Source organism: Pseudescherichia sp. AS216 (assembly GCF_037152055.1).
GTDB lineage: Bacteria > Pseudomonadota > Gammaproteobacteria > Enterobacterales > Enterobacteriaceae > Pseudescherichia.
The window spans coordinates 672,730-688,162 of record NZ_JBBCMV010000002.1 but is presented as its reverse complement, the minus strand read 5'-3'; the positions used below and the strand labels follow the sequence as shown (position 1 = coordinate 688,162).

General features: G+C 55.2%; 14 protein-coding genes. 6 read left to right on the top strand and 8 right to left on the bottom strand.

The annotated features are described in order from the left end of the window. Positions 1-16: 16 nt before the first annotated feature. Entirely contained in the window at positions 17-1,696 is a 1,680-nt protein-coding gene (locus WFN61_RS08820) for a glycoside hydrolase family 43 protein (RefSeq protein ID WP_337038541.1), read from the bottom strand. 55 nt (positions 1,697-1,751) lie between these two features. Next, positions 1,752-3,206: an MFS transporter gene (locus WFN61_RS08815; RefSeq protein WP_144816630.1), complete on the bottom strand. Its 1,455-nt coding sequence runs from the start codon at positions 3,204-3,206 to the stop codon at positions 1,752-1,754. A 234-nt stretch (positions 3,207-3,440) separates the two neighbouring features. Between WFN61_RS08815 and WFN61_RS08810 the strand changes: the two genes are divergently transcribed. Both WFN61_RS08810 and WFN61_RS08805 read left to right on the top strand, forming a co-directional pair. After that, a complete protein-coding gene (locus WFN61_RS08810; RefSeq protein ID WP_144816628.1) occupies positions 3,441-4,283 on the top strand; it encodes an AraC family transcriptional regulator in 843 nt (280 codons plus the stop codon). A 44-nt stretch (positions 4,284-4,327) separates the two neighbouring features. Next, the gene (locus tag WFN61_RS08805) at positions 4,328-4,924 is read left to right on the top strand and encodes a LysE family translocator (RefSeq protein ID WP_337038583.1); all 597 of its coding nucleotides are present in this window, start codon (positions 4,328-4,330) and stop codon (positions 4,922-4,924) included. A 2-nt stretch (positions 4,925-4,926) separates the two neighbouring features. Here WFN61_RS08805 and WFN61_RS08800 read toward each other — a convergent pair whose 3' ends face one another. The 5 genes from WFN61_RS08800 to aspA form a co-directional block, all read right to left on the bottom strand. Then, the gene (locus WFN61_RS08800) at positions 4,927-5,502 is read right to left on the bottom strand and encodes a transcriptional regulator (protein ID WP_144816850.1); all 576 of its coding nucleotides are present in this window, start codon (positions 5,500-5,502) and stop codon (positions 4,927-4,929) included. A gap of 47 nt (positions 5,503-5,549) precedes the next feature. Beyond that, positions 5,550-7,244 (bottom strand): protein-disulfide reductase DsbD, encoded by a 1,695-nt coding sequence (locus tag WFN61_RS08795; protein ID WP_257758603.1) that lies wholly within the window; start codon positions 7,242-7,244, stop codon positions 5,550-5,552. Continuing rightward, on the bottom strand, positions 7,220-7,543 hold the full coding sequence (gene cutA / locus WFN61_RS08790) for a divalent cation tolerance protein CutA (RefSeq protein ID WP_144816623.1): 324 nt from the start codon (positions 7,541-7,543) through the stop codon (positions 7,220-7,222). The genes WFN61_RS08795 and cutA overlap by 25 nt, the downstream gene beginning before the upstream one ends. 124 nt (positions 7,544-7,667) lie before the next feature. After that, positions 7,668-8,969 (bottom strand): anaerobic C4-dicarboxylate transporter, encoded by a 1,302-nt coding sequence (locus WFN61_RS08785; protein ID WP_144816620.1) that lies wholly within the window; start codon positions 8,967-8,969, stop codon positions 7,668-7,670. Positions 8,970-9,087: 118 nt separating this feature from the next. After that, entirely contained in the window at positions 9,088-10,524 is a 1,437-nt protein-coding gene (aspA, locus tag WFN61_RS08780) for an aspartate ammonia-lyase (protein ID WP_042388716.1), read from the bottom strand. A gap of 303 nt (positions 10,525-10,827) precedes the next feature. On the opposite strand from aspA, the gene WFN61_RS08775 reads away from it, so the two are divergent. Beyond that, positions 10,828-11,298 (top strand): FxsA family protein, encoded by a 471-nt coding sequence (locus tag WFN61_RS08775; protein ID WP_144816618.1) that lies wholly within the window; start codon positions 10,828-10,830, stop codon positions 11,296-11,298. Between the two features lie 50 nt (positions 11,299-11,348). Here the strand turns inward: WFN61_RS08775 and yjeH are convergent, their stop codons facing one another. Beyond that, complete coding sequence (yjeH, locus tag WFN61_RS08770) at positions 11,349-12,590, bottom strand: L-methionine/branched-chain amino acid transporter (protein ID WP_312283090.1); 1,242 nt, start codon at positions 12,588-12,590, stop codon at positions 11,349-11,351. Between the two features lie 178 nt (positions 12,591-12,768). Here yjeH and WFN61_RS08765 point away from each other — a divergent pair, with 178 nt between their 5' ends. The 3 genes from WFN61_RS08765 (at position 12,769) to WFN61_RS08755 (ending at position 15,361) form a co-directional block, all read left to right on the top strand. Further along, positions 12,769-13,062, top strand: a complete 294-nt coding sequence (locus WFN61_RS08765) for a co-chaperone GroES (RefSeq protein ID WP_042388708.1) — start codon at positions 12,769-12,771, stop codon at positions 13,060-13,062. A 43-nt stretch (positions 13,063-13,105) separates the two neighbouring features. Continuing rightward, on the top strand, positions 13,106-14,752 hold the full coding sequence (gene groL, locus WFN61_RS08760) for a chaperonin GroEL (RefSeq protein ID WP_312283089.1): 1,647 nt from the start codon (positions 13,106-13,108) through the stop codon (positions 14,750-14,752). Between the two features lie 255 nt (positions 14,753-15,007). Further along, positions 15,008-15,361, top strand: coding sequence for a DUF4156 domain-containing protein (locus WFN61_RS08755; RefSeq protein WP_144816614.1), 354 nt, complete (start codon positions 15,008-15,010; stop codon positions 15,359-15,361). The last annotated feature ends 72 nt before the right edge of the window (positions 15,362-15,433 follow it).

Here is a 15,433-nt window from a genome sequence, read left to right as displayed (position 1 = left end):
ATTTTCCAAACCTTAGCTAATCAAAGCGTGATTCACTGGCTTGCCAGCTGTAGGTGCCATTAGCCACGAGAGCATCACCAAGCTCGTGGTAATCGAAATGATAAAACTCGGCTTTGGCTGCGTAACCCGAGTAGTCCACGACCGCAAGGCCAACAAATGCTCCGGTAAAGAACCCGCCGTAGCTTTGCAGGACATAATCATCTGAAAGAATTGCAGCATCCAGCGTGACAGGAATTTCAGTAAAGTGTGTTCCATCCAGACTGTATTCATAAGTATACGTTTCCTTGCGAACCTTGGTGCGGAACCAGACGTACTCGGTCTCTTCTGGGATCTTGATGGCTCTATCTTTCAGGTGCGAGGTGTATTTGCCCCGGTTGTTTTCGGCTACTTCGATTACTGAGCCATTAATTTCATTCCAGGTAATGAAAACAAAGCTCCAGTGACGATCGTTATAGTAGTTTGTTAATCCCGCCATTTGTTGATAAGTAAACGGGGTAAATTTTACCTTAACCTGAGCATCAAAATAGAAAGCTTGCCAACGTCGCGCAATCAGCGACAGATCATGCGTATTCGCTAAAGAACCTTGACCTATTAACGTTAATTTTCCGTCGCCTGTGGTGCCCATTTTCTCGGTAAATGGAACACGAAGCGTATTCCAGTTGAGATCGAGTGTCGGCATGTCAAACTCATCATGCTGGCTGTGATCGTTGGCGCTTTCGGTATGAATGGCATCGACCGGTCCCTCAACAAAGGTTTTTCCTCCGTGGCCCCCTTCAATACGTGGCCAGCCTTCGTCATCCCAATACACTTTTTGGATAGACGTCTCCCTGCCCAGGGTTGACCAACCTCGCGGATCGTAGGCCGGTTCACCTGCACGATTCCATGGGCGAGCGCAGAGTGAGGCGTAATACCACTCTCCTTTAGGCGTGGAAACCAGGGCACCGTGCCCCTGTTTTTGAATGTAGCTGTCTGGGGTGTCCACGTTAGTTAAGAAAACCTCGCCTGGCTGTGTCTCAAAACTGTCGGCGTCCAGGCTTTTTGAACGTGCAACCACCTCCTGGTGAGTGAAAACGGTCCCGCCCTGAGCAGCAAAAAGATAGTAATAGCCATTCAGTTTGTAGATATGTGGCCCCTCAACAAGTGCAACGGCCGTGCCGCGATAAAGAGTTCGCGCTGTTTCTGGCATTAGCTTCAGTGTAGTGATATCAAGCTCGGTTAAGGTAATGCCATTAAAGGGGTGGTGATACTCCCGATGATCCCAGGTCTGTTGAACAATATATTTACGACCATCTTCGTCATGGAAAAGTGAAGCGTCAAAACCAACGCCATTAAGCTTGATCGGATCGGTCCATGGGCCACGAATATCTGTGGCGGTGGACAGATAGTTGGTCATGTCTTTAAAGGCACCCTCTGTAACTTTTACATCTGTATAAACTAGCCAAAACTTGCCGTCGGCATAAGAGAGGTCGGGTGCCCAAATTCCCCCTGATGAAGGGTTTCCTCTCATATCTAACAGCGTGGTTGTAGATAACGGACTGGGAAGCAGATTCCAGTGCTGCAGATCTTTGGACTCATGTAAACGAACGCCAGGAAACCACTCGAATGTGGAGCTTGCGATATAGTAAGTGTCTTCTACACGGATAATACTCGGATCGGCATTAAATCCAGGTAAGATAGGGTTTTGAATAAGTGACATATGTTTCTACCTTTTTAAGCTGTTTATTTATATTTTGCTTTTTTAGTTCTTTTAATTACACGCGTATTTCATCGAGTTGACGGTTAATGTCTGTGACATTTTTGTCTGAGATGGGATAGACCTGAATGACGATCATTGAAATGAAGGCTAAAACGATGGGGATCCAGACCGCCGTCATAATGATCCCGTCGATTGCATTGGCATTTTGTTGCGCGCCTGTTTCGTTAAAACCATAAACGGCCAGCAACCACAACGGAATGGCACCACCAAGGGTAAAGCCAATCTTAAAGAAGAGCCCCATAATCGCATTAATGATGGCGGCGTTGCGCTTGCCTGATTTTAGTTCGCCATAAGCAATCACTTCAGGGACCAGCGCCCACATGAATCCGGTCGCGGAAGTTAAACCCCACTGTTTAATAAAGGTGGCGATATAAGCAAGCCACAGCGCATCGTGCATCCCTTCACGTGACCAGACGTAAGTTAACAACTCACCTACGATAAACATGGCCAGGAAAAGATGGAAGAACCCTTTTTTGCCAAAAATTTTCTTGAGTCTTGGCCAGAAAACAGGGAATAGAATCCCCGGAACGGAGGCAACCAGGCCTATCGCCCCCATCCATTCTGAATGGCCGACAACAAACTGATTGAAAAAGCCATTTACGGTATTCATGAAAAACATGAACGTAAAGCCCAGCATGAAAAACAGTCCGAGGATAACCAGCGGTCGGTTGTATTTTAATTCAAGGAAGAGATCGGTTGTTTTTACGTTGGCAGTCTGTTCCGCAGTCGCGACTACACGTTCTTTCGTGTACTTATAGCAGATAAAAAGTGCTACAGCGCCGATTACCATATAGATAGAGTAAACGCCAAACCAGGCGTAGTTCGCTGACGGGTCGGTATAGTTGCCCATGTTCAGCTCAAGCCCAAAGAAACCCGTATCCTTAAGGCTGCGATCCTTTGGTGAGGCCATTTGAACAAACATGGGGAACAGGGTGTAGACAAGAAGATTGGCCGTATTGGCTAGCATCATTCTTGTACTGGTCAGTTTATCAATAGATTCAGGATCTCTTGTCAGTGAGGCATTAAGAGAACCGTACGGAATGTTTACCAATGAATACACTAAATCCAGCGCCAGATAGACAATAAAAGCAAAGGGAACCGACCCTCTGATGCCGGGGATAGGGGTAAAAAGCAGAGCGGAGAGAATAACCAGCGGCACGCCCGCTCTTAAGAGCCAGGGACGATATTTCCCCGCTGCTGAAATTCTTTTATCAACATAGGTTCCCACCATGGGATCCCAAAAGACATTGATGATGCGGACGAAAAGAAATATAAACCCTGCGGTTGCTGTACCGATGGCGTTGACAGTCAACATATGCAGAGCAAGAAAGCCGCCTATTGTGCCAAAAACAAGGTTTTGCGCAAAATCCCCCATTCCATAACCAATACGTTCCCCGCGAGTTAATATATGGTATTCATCATGGTGATTTTTTAGTATGTCTCTACTCATTTGAATCACATCTCCGGTCTCTTATGAATGAGGGTTACTTTCTGACACAGATGACCGCGGAGAATCTATTGCGTTTTTATATTAATTAATTATGTTTTTTTGCTTCTGTGATCGTTCAAACTCTTCGGCAGTTTGCCGCCATCTCAGTTGTTTTTGTGCCGGGCTGCACAAATCTTCCAGACCTTTCAGGCTGAATGATTGATGCTACACTCGGGAATCATTCAGGAGGTTGATATGGCAGACTGGCTGGAGCTGCGACAGCATGCCGATACCGGCATCGAAACCATCCGTGCACACTTTGAGGGGCACGCCTACGATCCGCACTGGCATGACAGCTACCTGGTGGGCATCACCCTGACCGGCACCCAGCAGTTTCACTGCCGCCGCGAGCGCCATCGCAGCACGCCGGGGGATGCCTTTCTGCTGGAGCCGGGCGAGATCCACGACGGCGACGCGCCGGTAGAGGGCGGCTTTACCTACCTGACGTTCTATCTCGATGACCGCTGGCTAAGCGACACCCTGCGCGGCCTGTACGATGCCACGCCTTCAAGCTACTCGCTGCACTTTGACCAGACCATCGCCCGCGCGCCGCAGCTGGTGAACACTATCGCCCAAACCTTCTTCACTCTGCATAACGATGAGATGCGCATCGTGCAGCAGGGCATGATGGATGGACTACTGAGCCAGCTGACCCATCACTGCCAGTGGCGCAAGCGCCTCTCGGCACAGCGTCAGAGCGCGGCCATAGCCCACCGGGCGAGGGACTATCTCTACGCTCACCGGGGAGAGAACGTCGGGCTGGACGACGTGGCGCGGGAGACCGGTACCGATCGCTTCACACTCACGCGCTGTTTTAAGCGCGAGTTCCACCTCTCGCCGCACGCCTGGCTGATCCAGCTCCGACTGGCGAGCGCCCGCGCCATGCTGGCAAAAGGGGAACAGCCAGCCAGCGTTGCGGCGGCGTTAGGTTTTGCCGATCAGAGCCACCTCGGGCGCTGGTTCCAGCGGGCCTACCGTCTCTCCCCGGCGCGCTACCGCAGCCTGTGCACAAATCTTCCAGACGCGACAGTGAAATAAGGCGACAGTCAGGACAACGATAATAAGGAGTCCTGCCTGTGAATATGTTCTATACCTGGTTGCCGTTTATGCTGTTTGCCTTCGTGGCATCGATCACCCCTGGCCCCACCAACATTTTAATCTTATCCAGCAGCCAGCGCTTCGGCGTAATGGCCACGCTGCCTGCGGTAGTAAGCGCCTGCGTGGCCGCCAGCCTGATTGTCTTGATCTCTGGCGCGGGAGCGGGGAAGGCGCTGAGCCACTATCCGCTGGTGCGGGCGGGGATGAGTTGGGCAGGGGTGCTGTGGCTAAGCTGGATGAGCTGGCAGCTATTTCGTGCTCCGGCGACGGCGCTGGATGGCGAGGCGCAGAGGCCCTTTAGCGTTCGGGCGGCAGCCATGTTGCAGCTGATTAACCCGAAAACCTGGATGATGGCGCTGGCGGTGGTGAGCCTGTTTGCGCCCCACGGAACGCATCCGCTGCGGGAGATCGCCGTGATGGCGCTGCTGTTTCTGATTATCTCCCAGCTCTGCCTGACCGTCTGGGCGTTCGGCGGCAGAGCGGTGAACCAAATCTTTCGCACCCCCGCCTCGCTGGTCTGGTTTCAGCGGGCGATGGCGCTCTGTTTACTGCTCTCTGCGTGGGCGGGTCTGCTGATCTGATATCAGGTCAGCGCGCCGCCCATGCGGCACTGGGCAAAGCGAAGAATGTCCTCTGCCAGCCGGTAGGCGGTATCAACGTCGACCTGGCTACGGTTGACCAGCATCCGGCTGAGGCAGCCTTCCAGCACCAGCTCCATCTGCTTGGCGACCATCGCCGGATCGTCCACCTCCAGCGCCGTCAGCAGCTCGTGGGTGTAGTCGTATGCCGCACTTTTTTGCTGATCCGCCAGCTGATGGATCGGGTGGGCCGGATCCGGATAGATCGTGCAGGCCGCAATGAACAGGCAGCCCGGATAGCGATGGTTGGTGACGCACTCGGTAAGCGCCGTATAGCGGGCCAGCAGCTTCTGCTCTTTGCTTAGCTCATCGTTTAACAGCATCTGCCTGCGCCAGGCGTCAACCTGCTGGCTGAGGTGGCGCAGCGCATCATAATGCAGCGCCTCTTTATCGGGCCAAAAGCGCAAAAACTCGTCCAATGGATAATTAAGACGTTCGGCGATAATTTCGGGCGTCGTGGCAGCAAGGCCTTCGAGCTCAAGCCACTGCAATGTTTTCCCTAAGACGTCTTCACGTTGCACGGTGTTCTCCTGCGTTTTTAGAACCATTTTTCCACTCCTGGTGTAGTTTATGGCTGGCGATTGCGCAAATGTCTACTAAATGCTTCCGCGTCCATAAATCCTGCCACCCGTTGCGCAGGCTGCGCGTTGCCCTGGGCGTCAAAGAACAGAATTGTCGGCAGGCCCGGCACGCCAAGATGGCGAAGCAGGGCGGCATCCTCGGCGCTGTTGGCGGTCACGTCCGCCTGCAGCAGCACCGTCTCCTTCAGCGCCGCCTGTACCTGCGGATCGCTGAAGGTATACTTCTCAAACTCTTTGCAGGCCACGCACCAGTCGGCGTAGAGGTCGAGCATGACCGGTTTACCCTTGGCCTGTGCCAGGGCCTGGTTCAGCTCATCTACGCTGGCGATGCGGGTAAAGTTCAGGTGCGCCTGCGGGACGGAGGTGCTAACGCCAAACGCCCAGTCCTGTAGCGGCTTCGCACTGACCAGCGCCGCGCCCAGCAGGACGATCTGTAGCACGCGTATCCCACGCCGAGTACCACCCAAACAGGTGATAAACCCCCAGCTGAAAAACGCCACGGCGAGCAGCGACCAGAGGCGCAGGCCCCATGTCTCGCCCAACATACGCTCCAGTAAAAATACCGGCAGGGCAAGGATCGCAAAGCCAAAGGCGATTTTGACCTGCTCCATCCACGGGCCGCTTTTCGGCAGCAGGCGGTTGCCAAACAGCGTTACCAGGATGAGCGGGATGCCCATGCCGAGCGCATAAAGATAGAGGGTGCCGCCGCCGAGCCACAGGTTACCGCTCTGGGCGATATAGAGCAGGATAGCGCTGAGCGGTGCGGTGGTGCAGGGTGAGCAGATCAGCCCAGCGATGGCCCCCATCGCAAAGACGCCGCCCGGCGAGCCGCCCTGCTGGCGATTGCTCATCAGGCTCAGGCGCGTCTGAACAGATGACGGCAGCTGGAGGGTGAACAGACCAAACATCGACAGCGCCAACAGGGTGAAAATCACCGACAGGCCAACTAAGACATAGGGATGCTGGAGCGCCGCCTGAAACTGTAGCCCGGCGGCGGCCACAACGAGGCCCAGCGCGGTGTAGGTGAGGGCCATGCCCTGCACATAGAGCACGGTCAGCAGCAGCGCTCGTCCGGTAGAGAGACGCGCTTTGCCCCCCAGCACGATGCCGGAGATGAGCGGGTACATCGGCAGCACGCAGGGAGTAAAGGCGATGCCAATGCCGATCAGCAGCGCCCACAGCGCCGAGAAGGGCAGCGCGGGCGCGGCCGTGGCCGTGACAGGGGCAGATTGATCCGGCACGCTATGCGCCAGCGGCTGCACCTCACTGATCGGCACAACCTTTGTCTCCGGCGGATAGCAGAAGCCCGCCGCCGCGCAGCCCTGCCAGGTGACGGTCAGCGTCGCCGCTTTGTTAGCCGAACGCACCGTCACCGGCAGGCTGAGCCGCTGGCGATAGATTTCGCTGGTGCCAAAGAATTCATCTTTGTGACTTTCGCCTTTTGGGAGCTGGAGCGGGGCGATCTCCGCCTGCGCGGGCGTGACGCTGATCTGCTGGCGATAGAGGTAGTAGCCCTCTTTGATCTGCCAGTTGAGCGTCAGGTCGTGCTCATTTTGCTGAAAATCGAAGGTAAACGCGCTATCTGCGGGAACAAACTTCCCGGAGCCGGGCGCGTCAAACAACCCGGCAAAGGCGGACGTACTGCAAAACAGCAGGATTAACGTAAGGATGCGTTGAGCCATGAGAGGTAATCATTGTCTCCATGTGCGACGGGCAGCACTAATAGTTCGGGGGTTTGATACGGATGGTGCGATTTCAGGCAGGCCAGCAGCGCCTCCTGATGGGCGGCGCTGCTTTTCAGCAGCATCTGGACTTCATACTCCTGCTCCAGCTTACCTTCCCAGTAGTAGAGCGAAGTAGCACCGGGCAAAATCGTCACGCAGGCGGCGAGTTTATCCGCCAGCACTTTCGCCGCCAGGTCCTGGGCGGTAGCTTCATCCGGGGCGGTACAGAGCACAACGACGGCATCAGGCGTATTCATCGGCAATCTCGTATCAGACGAAAAAAGCCACTATAGCACGCCGCTGGGCGCGGATTAATCAACCGGGCCGCCAGGCAGCCCGATTTTAACGACATTTACACCATCATGCCTGTTACAAAACAGGCTACAAAACAAGGCCGCCAATCACGAAGCCCAAAATGACGCACAGGGCGATGGCGATCACGCCGGGGATCAGGAAGGCGTGGTTGAAGACATATTTGCCGATGCGGGTCGAGCCGGTGTCGTCCATCTCTACCGCCGCCAGCAGCGTCGGGTAGGTGGGCAGCACAAACAGGGCCGACACGGCGGCGAACGAGGCGATGGCGGTCAGGGGGGTAACGCCGAGCAGCAGCGCGGCGGGCATCAGCGCTTTGGTGGTCGCCGCCTGGGAGTAGAGCAGGGTGGCAGCAAAAAAGAGTACTACTGCCAGCAGCCACGGATAGCTGTGGAGCAGGTCGCCTGCCACGCTCTGGATATCCTCAATGTGGGTTTTCACAAAGGTGTCCCCAAGCCAGGCCACACCCAGCACGCAGATACAGGCGCTCATCCCGGATTTAAACGTGCTGGCGTTAAGTATCTCCCCAGTGTCTATCTTGCAGCTCAGGCAGATCAGCGTGGCGATGGTGAGCATGAAGACCACAATCGCCTCGTTGCGCGGCAATACCGGATTGGTAATCAGCCCCACCGTCGGGCTGATAATGGTGGCGTAAACCATCACTGCGACAATGCCGATCAGAAACAGCATCACCGAGCGTTTGGCGTGCGGCTTAAGCTGAAAAACCTGATTTCCGCGCAGCTTCACTTCACCCTTGGCCAGCCGCTCCTGATAGACCGGATCGTCTTTTAGCTCTGCGCCGAGGAAGTTACACACCACGGCGGTGAGCATGATAGCGATCAGGGTAACAGGAATGCAGATCGCCAGCAGGGTCAGGTAGCTAACGCCCAGCGGTTCGAGGATCCCGGCGAAAAACACTACCGCCGCGGAAATGGGCGAGGCGGTAATGGCGATCTGCGAGGCTACTACGGCGATAGAGAGCGGGCGAGAGGGGCGAATGCCTTGCTCTTTTGCTACCTCGGTGATCACCGGCAGGGTAGAGAACGCGGTGTGCCCGGTACCGGCGAGAATGGTCATAAACCAGGTCACCAGCGGGGCGAGAAAGGTAATGTATTTAGGGTGACGGCGCAGCAGGCGCTCCGCCAGGCTAACCAGGTAGTCCATCCCCCCGGCCACCTGCATCGCGGCAATCGCAGCGATCACCGCCATGATAATTTCGATAACGTCAAAGGGGATCGCGCCAGGCTTGATCTGGAAAAAGAGCGTCAGGACGAGCACGCCAAGCCCACCGGCAAAGCCGATGCCGATCCCGCCGAGTCTGGCACCTAAGTAAATCGCCAGCAGGACAATCACAAGTTCCGCAGCAAACATAGTTGGCTTCCTTGATGTGTTTACAAGTTGATATTGATTTGTTGAATTTTAGTAGCGCCCAGAAACAAAAAGGCACGTCATCGCTGACGTGCCTTTGAGGTCTTACCCGGTTGAACGGTTACTGTTCGTTCTCATCTGTATACCGTTTTGCTTTATAAGCCGGGTGCATCAGGTTTTGCGCCGAGAAGATATCATCCAGCTCCGCCTCGGTCAGCAGGCCGCGTTCAAGCACGACCTCACGCACGCTCTTGCCCGTTTCGGCACAGATTTTACCCACAATATCGCCGTTGTGGTGACCGATAAACGGGTTAAGGTAGGTAACGATGCCGATTGAGTTATAGACGTAGCTCTCGCATACCGCTTTGTTGGCGGTAATACCGTTGATGCATTTCTCCAGCAGGTTGTAGCAGGCATTGGTCAGAATATGGATTGACTCAAACATTGCCTGGCCGATGACCGGCTCCATCACGTTGAGCTGCAGCTGGCCAGCTTCGGAGGCCATGGTGACCGTGATGTCGTTACCGATCACCTTGAAGCAGACCTGGTTCACGACCTCTGGCACGACCGGGTTGACCTTCGCAGGCATGATAGAGGAGCCAGCCTGCAGCTCCGGCAGGTTGATCTCATTCAGGCCAGCACGCGGGCCGGAGGAGAGCAGGCGCAGGTCGTTACAGATTTTAGAGAGCTTGACCGCCAGGCGCTTCAGCGAGCTGTGAACCATGACGTATGCGCCGCAGTCGGAGGTGGCTTCGATCAGATCTTCCGCCGCAACCACCGGCAGGTTGCTGACTTCCGCCAGCTTCTGTACCGCCAGCTGCTGATAGCCGTCCGGGGTGTTCAGACGAGTACCGATCGCCGTTGCCCCGAGGTTGACCTCCAGCAGCAGTTCGGCGGTGCGCAGCAGGTTGCGCGTCTCTTCATTGAGCAGAACGTTAAAGGCGTGGAACTCCTGGCCCAGCGTCATCGGCACTGCATCCTGCAGCTGGGTGCGACCCATTTTCAGAATGTCTTTGAACTCAACGGCCTTGTTCTGGAACCCTTCTCCGAGCTGGTTAATGGCATCTACCAGCTTAACGATAGAGGCGTAAACTGCAATGCGGAAACCGGTCGGGTAGGCGTCGTTGGTGGACTGGCACTTGTTAACGTGGTCGTTCGGGTTCAGGTACTGGTAGTCGCCTTTCTGGTGGCCCATCAACTCAAGGCCGATGTTTGCCAGCACTTCGTTGGTGTTCATATTCACGGAGGTACCCGCGCCGCCCTGATAGACGTCGACCGGGAACTGATCCATGCATTTACCGTTATTCAGGACTTCATCACATGCGGCGACGATGGCATTGGCCACGCTTTTGGGAATGGTGTGCAGCTCTTTGTTTGCCAGCGCTGCGGCTTTCTTGACCATCACCATGCCACGTACAAATTCAGGGATGTCGCTGATTTTGTTGTTGCTGATGTAGAAATTCTCAATCGCTCTCAGAGTGTGGATGCCGTAGTAAGCGTCCGCTGGTACTTCCCTTGTGCCCAACAAATCTTCTTCGATACGAATGCTGTTTAACATGTGAACCTTCTTTTTCAAGCTGCGAATGAATGTACTAAACACACAGTACATCTGGGGTTTTGTGTGTTTGCTGACCGACGATTATTTCCTTAATCGGCCACGTACCCGGGATCATATGCTGATGATAGCGAAATGCCGTAATCTGGATCACTTATTATCTTAGTCGTTGCATTAGTTTTAATAATTTGTGAAATGCATCACCGGGCAGAGATTTTCAGACAACCTGGCGTGCAATCCTATTGAATTATGCCTATTAAGCACCATCTCAGTAAGAAGCACGCCGCAAACCTACAGGAGACGCCAGTGCGCTGGATACCACTAATTGCAATATTTTTATACGTTTACATCGAAATCTCGATTTTTATCCAGGTCGCCCACGTCTTTGGCGTCCTGCTCACGCTGGTGCTGGTGATCTTTACCTCAGTCATCGGTATGTCGCTGGTGCGAAACCAGGGCTTTAAAAATATTTTACTGATGCAGCAGAAGATGGCCGCCGGAGAGAGCCCCGCTGCGGAGATGATCAAGAGCGTATCGCTGATGATTGCCGGGCTACTGCTGCTGCTGCCGGGCTTCTTTACCGATCTGCTCGGCCTGCTGCTGCTGCTGCCACCGGTGCAAAAATTACTGACCCTGCGCCTGCTTCCGCATCTGCGTTTCTCCCGGATGCCGGGTGGCGGTTTCAGCGCCGGTAGCGACGGCGGTCAGACTTTTGACGGCGAGTACCAGCGCAAGGACGAGTACCGCGACCGTATCGATCATAAAGACGATAAATAACCAGCGGCCGGGTAAGCGCAGCGCTGCCCGGCGTTATTTAATGCATAATTTTAATGGGCACTGCCGCGCTTGGGTAAAAACCACCACAGCGCCGCCAGCATAATAGTGGCATACAGGCTCTTCCAGCCCACCATCGCCAGCAGTAGCAGACAGAGCAGGGCGCCCACCGCCGCCAACGCGCGATAGCGCCCCTTCAGCAAACGACATCCCGCCAGCATACACAGCAGATAGATCATGATGAAAATGCCGTTGGCGTAGATAATCAGCGCGTCGAGGTTGATCTCCAGCGCATAGATAACCAGCGTGCTGATAACGCAGCAGATCAGCACCGCATTCAGGGCATTAAAGGGGATCTGGCGTTTTGAGAGCTGTGCCAGGCGACCCTGCGGGTTGTACATTGCCTGTGACCAGACCAGACGGGCGAAGCTCTGAATGTAGATGTTAAGGCTGGCAAAGCAGGCCAGATAGCCAATTACGCAGGCGATCCACAGCGCCTTCTCACCAAACAGCTGCACCACGATCCCCGGCAGGGAGGCTGCGGCAGCACGATCGACGCCATACGCGTCAAAGTGCAGCACAATCACCGTGCAGGCCCAGTAGACGAAGCCGGCCAGCAGCAGGCCAATCATCAGCGCGCGGGGGAAGTCCCGTTCCGGACGCTTGAATTCAGAGGCTAAGTGGGCAAACGCTTCCAGACCCACGAAGCACCAGAACATCACCGACAGGGCGGCAAACAGGCCAGACGCATCGACCTCCTGTGGGGCAGGGAAGGGAATTTCAGCGACCGTAAGATCGCCATACCACCAGACGGCGGCGATCAGCGCCACGATCAGTCCAGCGACCAGGGTTTGCAGATTGGCGCTGGAGCTGGCCCCCCGCGTTCCCACCGCCCATACCAGCAACAGCGTGCCCAGCTCCGCCATCAGCAGCATTGGACCGTGCCAGCCAAACAGCGCCTGCCAGAAGCCGGCGGCAATGTGCAGTGCGGCGGGCAGTCCCACCGGGATCACTGACAGAAAGAGCCAGCCCGTGACGCGTTCAAGACGCGGACCAAACGCCATGCCGACAAAATGGGCCACGCCGCCCGCGCTGGGAAAGTGCCGCCCGAGCAGAGCGAAGACAATCGCAATGGGGAAAACCAGTACGATCAGCACCGGCCATGCCCACAGGCTGTTGTTGCCCGCCACCAGCGCCGCCAGCGCCGGTACGGCAAACACGCCGGTACCTAACAGTGAGGTCGATAACAGCCCCACGCCCTGAGCCAGTCCCAGCTCCTGTTTTAAGCCACTCATCTATTATTATCCTGCCCCTGTCCAAAGAGCGATGATGGTAACATTTTCACAAATTTTTTTTCGTTGGCCCCTTGAAGGGTGAAAGCCCCATCCCCATCTCTCTCGTCACCAGCCGGGAAGCGAAAAGGAACCGGCGTCATCCATAACCGATACTGACTTTCTCAAAGGAGAGCTATCAATGAGTATTCGTCCACTACATGACCGTGTCATCGTCAAGCGTAAAGAAGTTGAGTCTAAATCAGCTGGCGGCATCGTTCTGACCGGTAGTGCTGCTGGTAAATCTACTCGTGGCGAGATCATCGCTGTCGGTAAAGGCCGCATCCTCGAAAACGGATCCGTGCAGCCGCTGGACGTGAAAGTCGGCGACATCGTTATTTTTAACGATGGCTACGGCGTGAAAGCAGAGAAAATCGACGATCAGGAAGTGCTGATCATGTCCGAGTCTGACATTCTGGCAATTGTTGAAGCGTAATCCACGCGCGAACTGAACCATACGAATTTAAGGGAAAAAGAAAATGGCAGCTAAAGACGTAAAATTCGGTAACGACGCCCGTGTGAAAATGCTGCGCGGCGTAAACGTGCTGGCAGATGCAGTGAAAGTGACCCTGGGCCCGAAAGGCCGTAACGTCGTTCTGGATAAATCTTTCGGTGCACCGACCATTACTAAAGATGGTGTTTCCGTTGCACGTGAAATCGAACTGGAAGATAAGTTCGAGAACATGGGCGCGCAGATGGTGAAAGAAGTGGCCTCCAAAGCGAACGACGCTGCGGGCGACGGTACCACCACTGCAACCGTACTGGCTCAGTCCATCATTACTGAAGGCCTGAAAGCCGTTGCTGCGGGCATGAACCCGATGGATCTGAAACGCGGTATCGATAAAGCCGTTATCGCCGCCGTTGAAGAGCTGAAAACCCTCTCCGTACCGTGCTCTGACTCCCGTGCTATTGCTCAGGTAGGCACCATCTCTGCTAACTCCGACGAAACCGTGGGTACCCTGATCGCGCAGGCGATGGAAAAAGTGGGCAAAGAAGGCGTGATCACCGTTGAAGAAGGCACCGGTCTGCAAGACGAGCTGGACGTGGTAGAAGGTATGCAGTTTGATCGTGGCTACCTTTCCCCTTACTTCATCAACAAGCCGGAAACAGGTTCTATCGAACTGGAAAGCCCGTTCATCCTGCTGGCTGACAAAAAAATCTCCAACATCCGCGAAATGCTGCCGGTGCTGGAAGCCGTTGCTAAAGCAGGTAAACCGCTGCTGATCGTTGCTGAAGACGTTGAAGGCGAAGCGCTGGCGACCCTGGTAGTGAACACCATGCGCGGTATCGTTAAAGTTGCTGCGGTGAAAGCACCGGGCTTCGGCGATCGTCGTAAAGCCATGCTGCAGGATATCGCTATCCTGACCGGCGGTACCGTCATCTCTGAAGAGATCGGTATGGAGCTGGAAAAAGCAACCCTGGAAGACCTGGGTCAGGCAAAACGCGTTGTGATCAACAAAGACACCACCACCATCATCGATGGCGTGGGTGAAGAAGCGGCGATTCAGGGCCGTGTTTCTCAGATCCGTCAGCAGATCGAAGAAGTTACCTCTGATTATGACCGTGAGAAACTGCAGGAGCGCGTAGCGAAACTGGCAGGCGGCGTAGCGGTAATCAAAGTCGGTGCAGCTACCGAAGTTGAAATGAAAGAGAAAAAAGCCCGCGTTGAAGATGCCCTGCACGCAACCCGTGCTGCGGTAGAAGAGGGCGTGGTTGCCGGTGGTGGCGTGGCGCTGATCCGCGTAGCAAGCAAACTGAGCGAGCTGCGTGGCCAGAACGAAGACCAGAACGTCGGTATCAAAGTTGCGCTGCGCGCAATGGAAGCACCGCTGCGTCAGATCGTGCTGAACTGCGGTGAAGAGCCGTCAGTTGTTGCCAACACCGTGAAAGCAGGTGACGGTAACTACGGTTACAACGCGGCGACCGAAGAGTACGGCAACATGATCGACATGGGTATCCTGGATCCGACTAAAGTGACCCGTTCTGCTCTGCAGTACGCGGCCTCCGTTGCCGGTCTGATGATCACCACCGAGTGCATGGTGACCGACCTGCCGAAATCTGACGCGCCTGACTTAGGTGGCGCTGGTGGTATGGGCGGCATGGGTGGAATGGGCGGCATGATGTAATGCCCCCCTCCGCCCGGCATCCTTCAGGCCGCAGGTGTGTTGGCTGCGTTCACGCACCCCAGTCACTTACTTTAGTAAGCTCCTGGGGATACGCGACCTTGCCGCCTTCCTGCAACCAGAATGATTTGGGCGGGCATCCGTCATAATGAGAAACCCTCGGGCAGAAATGTCCGGGGGTTTTTCTTTTGGTCATCTTTTTAGTATAAGGTTTAGACACGGACAGGTTGTGTCCAGCTGATAACAACGAGGAATAAAATGCGCATGAAAGTTTCTGCAGGGATCGTAGGTGCGGCACTGCTGCTGGCGGGCTGTAGTTCTGGCAACGCCCTCACCGCAGGTGGGCAGAGCGTTCGCTTTGTTGAAGATAAGCCGGGCGCGGAGTGTCACTATATTGGCACCGCGACGGGCAAGCAGAGCAACTGGCTCTCAGGCCAGCACGGCGAAGAGGGTGGCTCCATGCGCGGCGCGGCGGTAGCGCTGCGTAACCACGCCGCTGAGATGGGTGGCAACGTCCTCTACAGCGTTACCAGCCCTACCCAAGGCTTTATGTCGAGCTTTGTGCCGACCGCCAGCGAAATGAACGGCCAGGTCTATAAGTGCCCGAACTGATTAGGGGCGGTGCGTTTGGTAGGCCCGGTAAGCGTAGCGCCACCGGGCGTTATGATACTGACGCTGCAACGC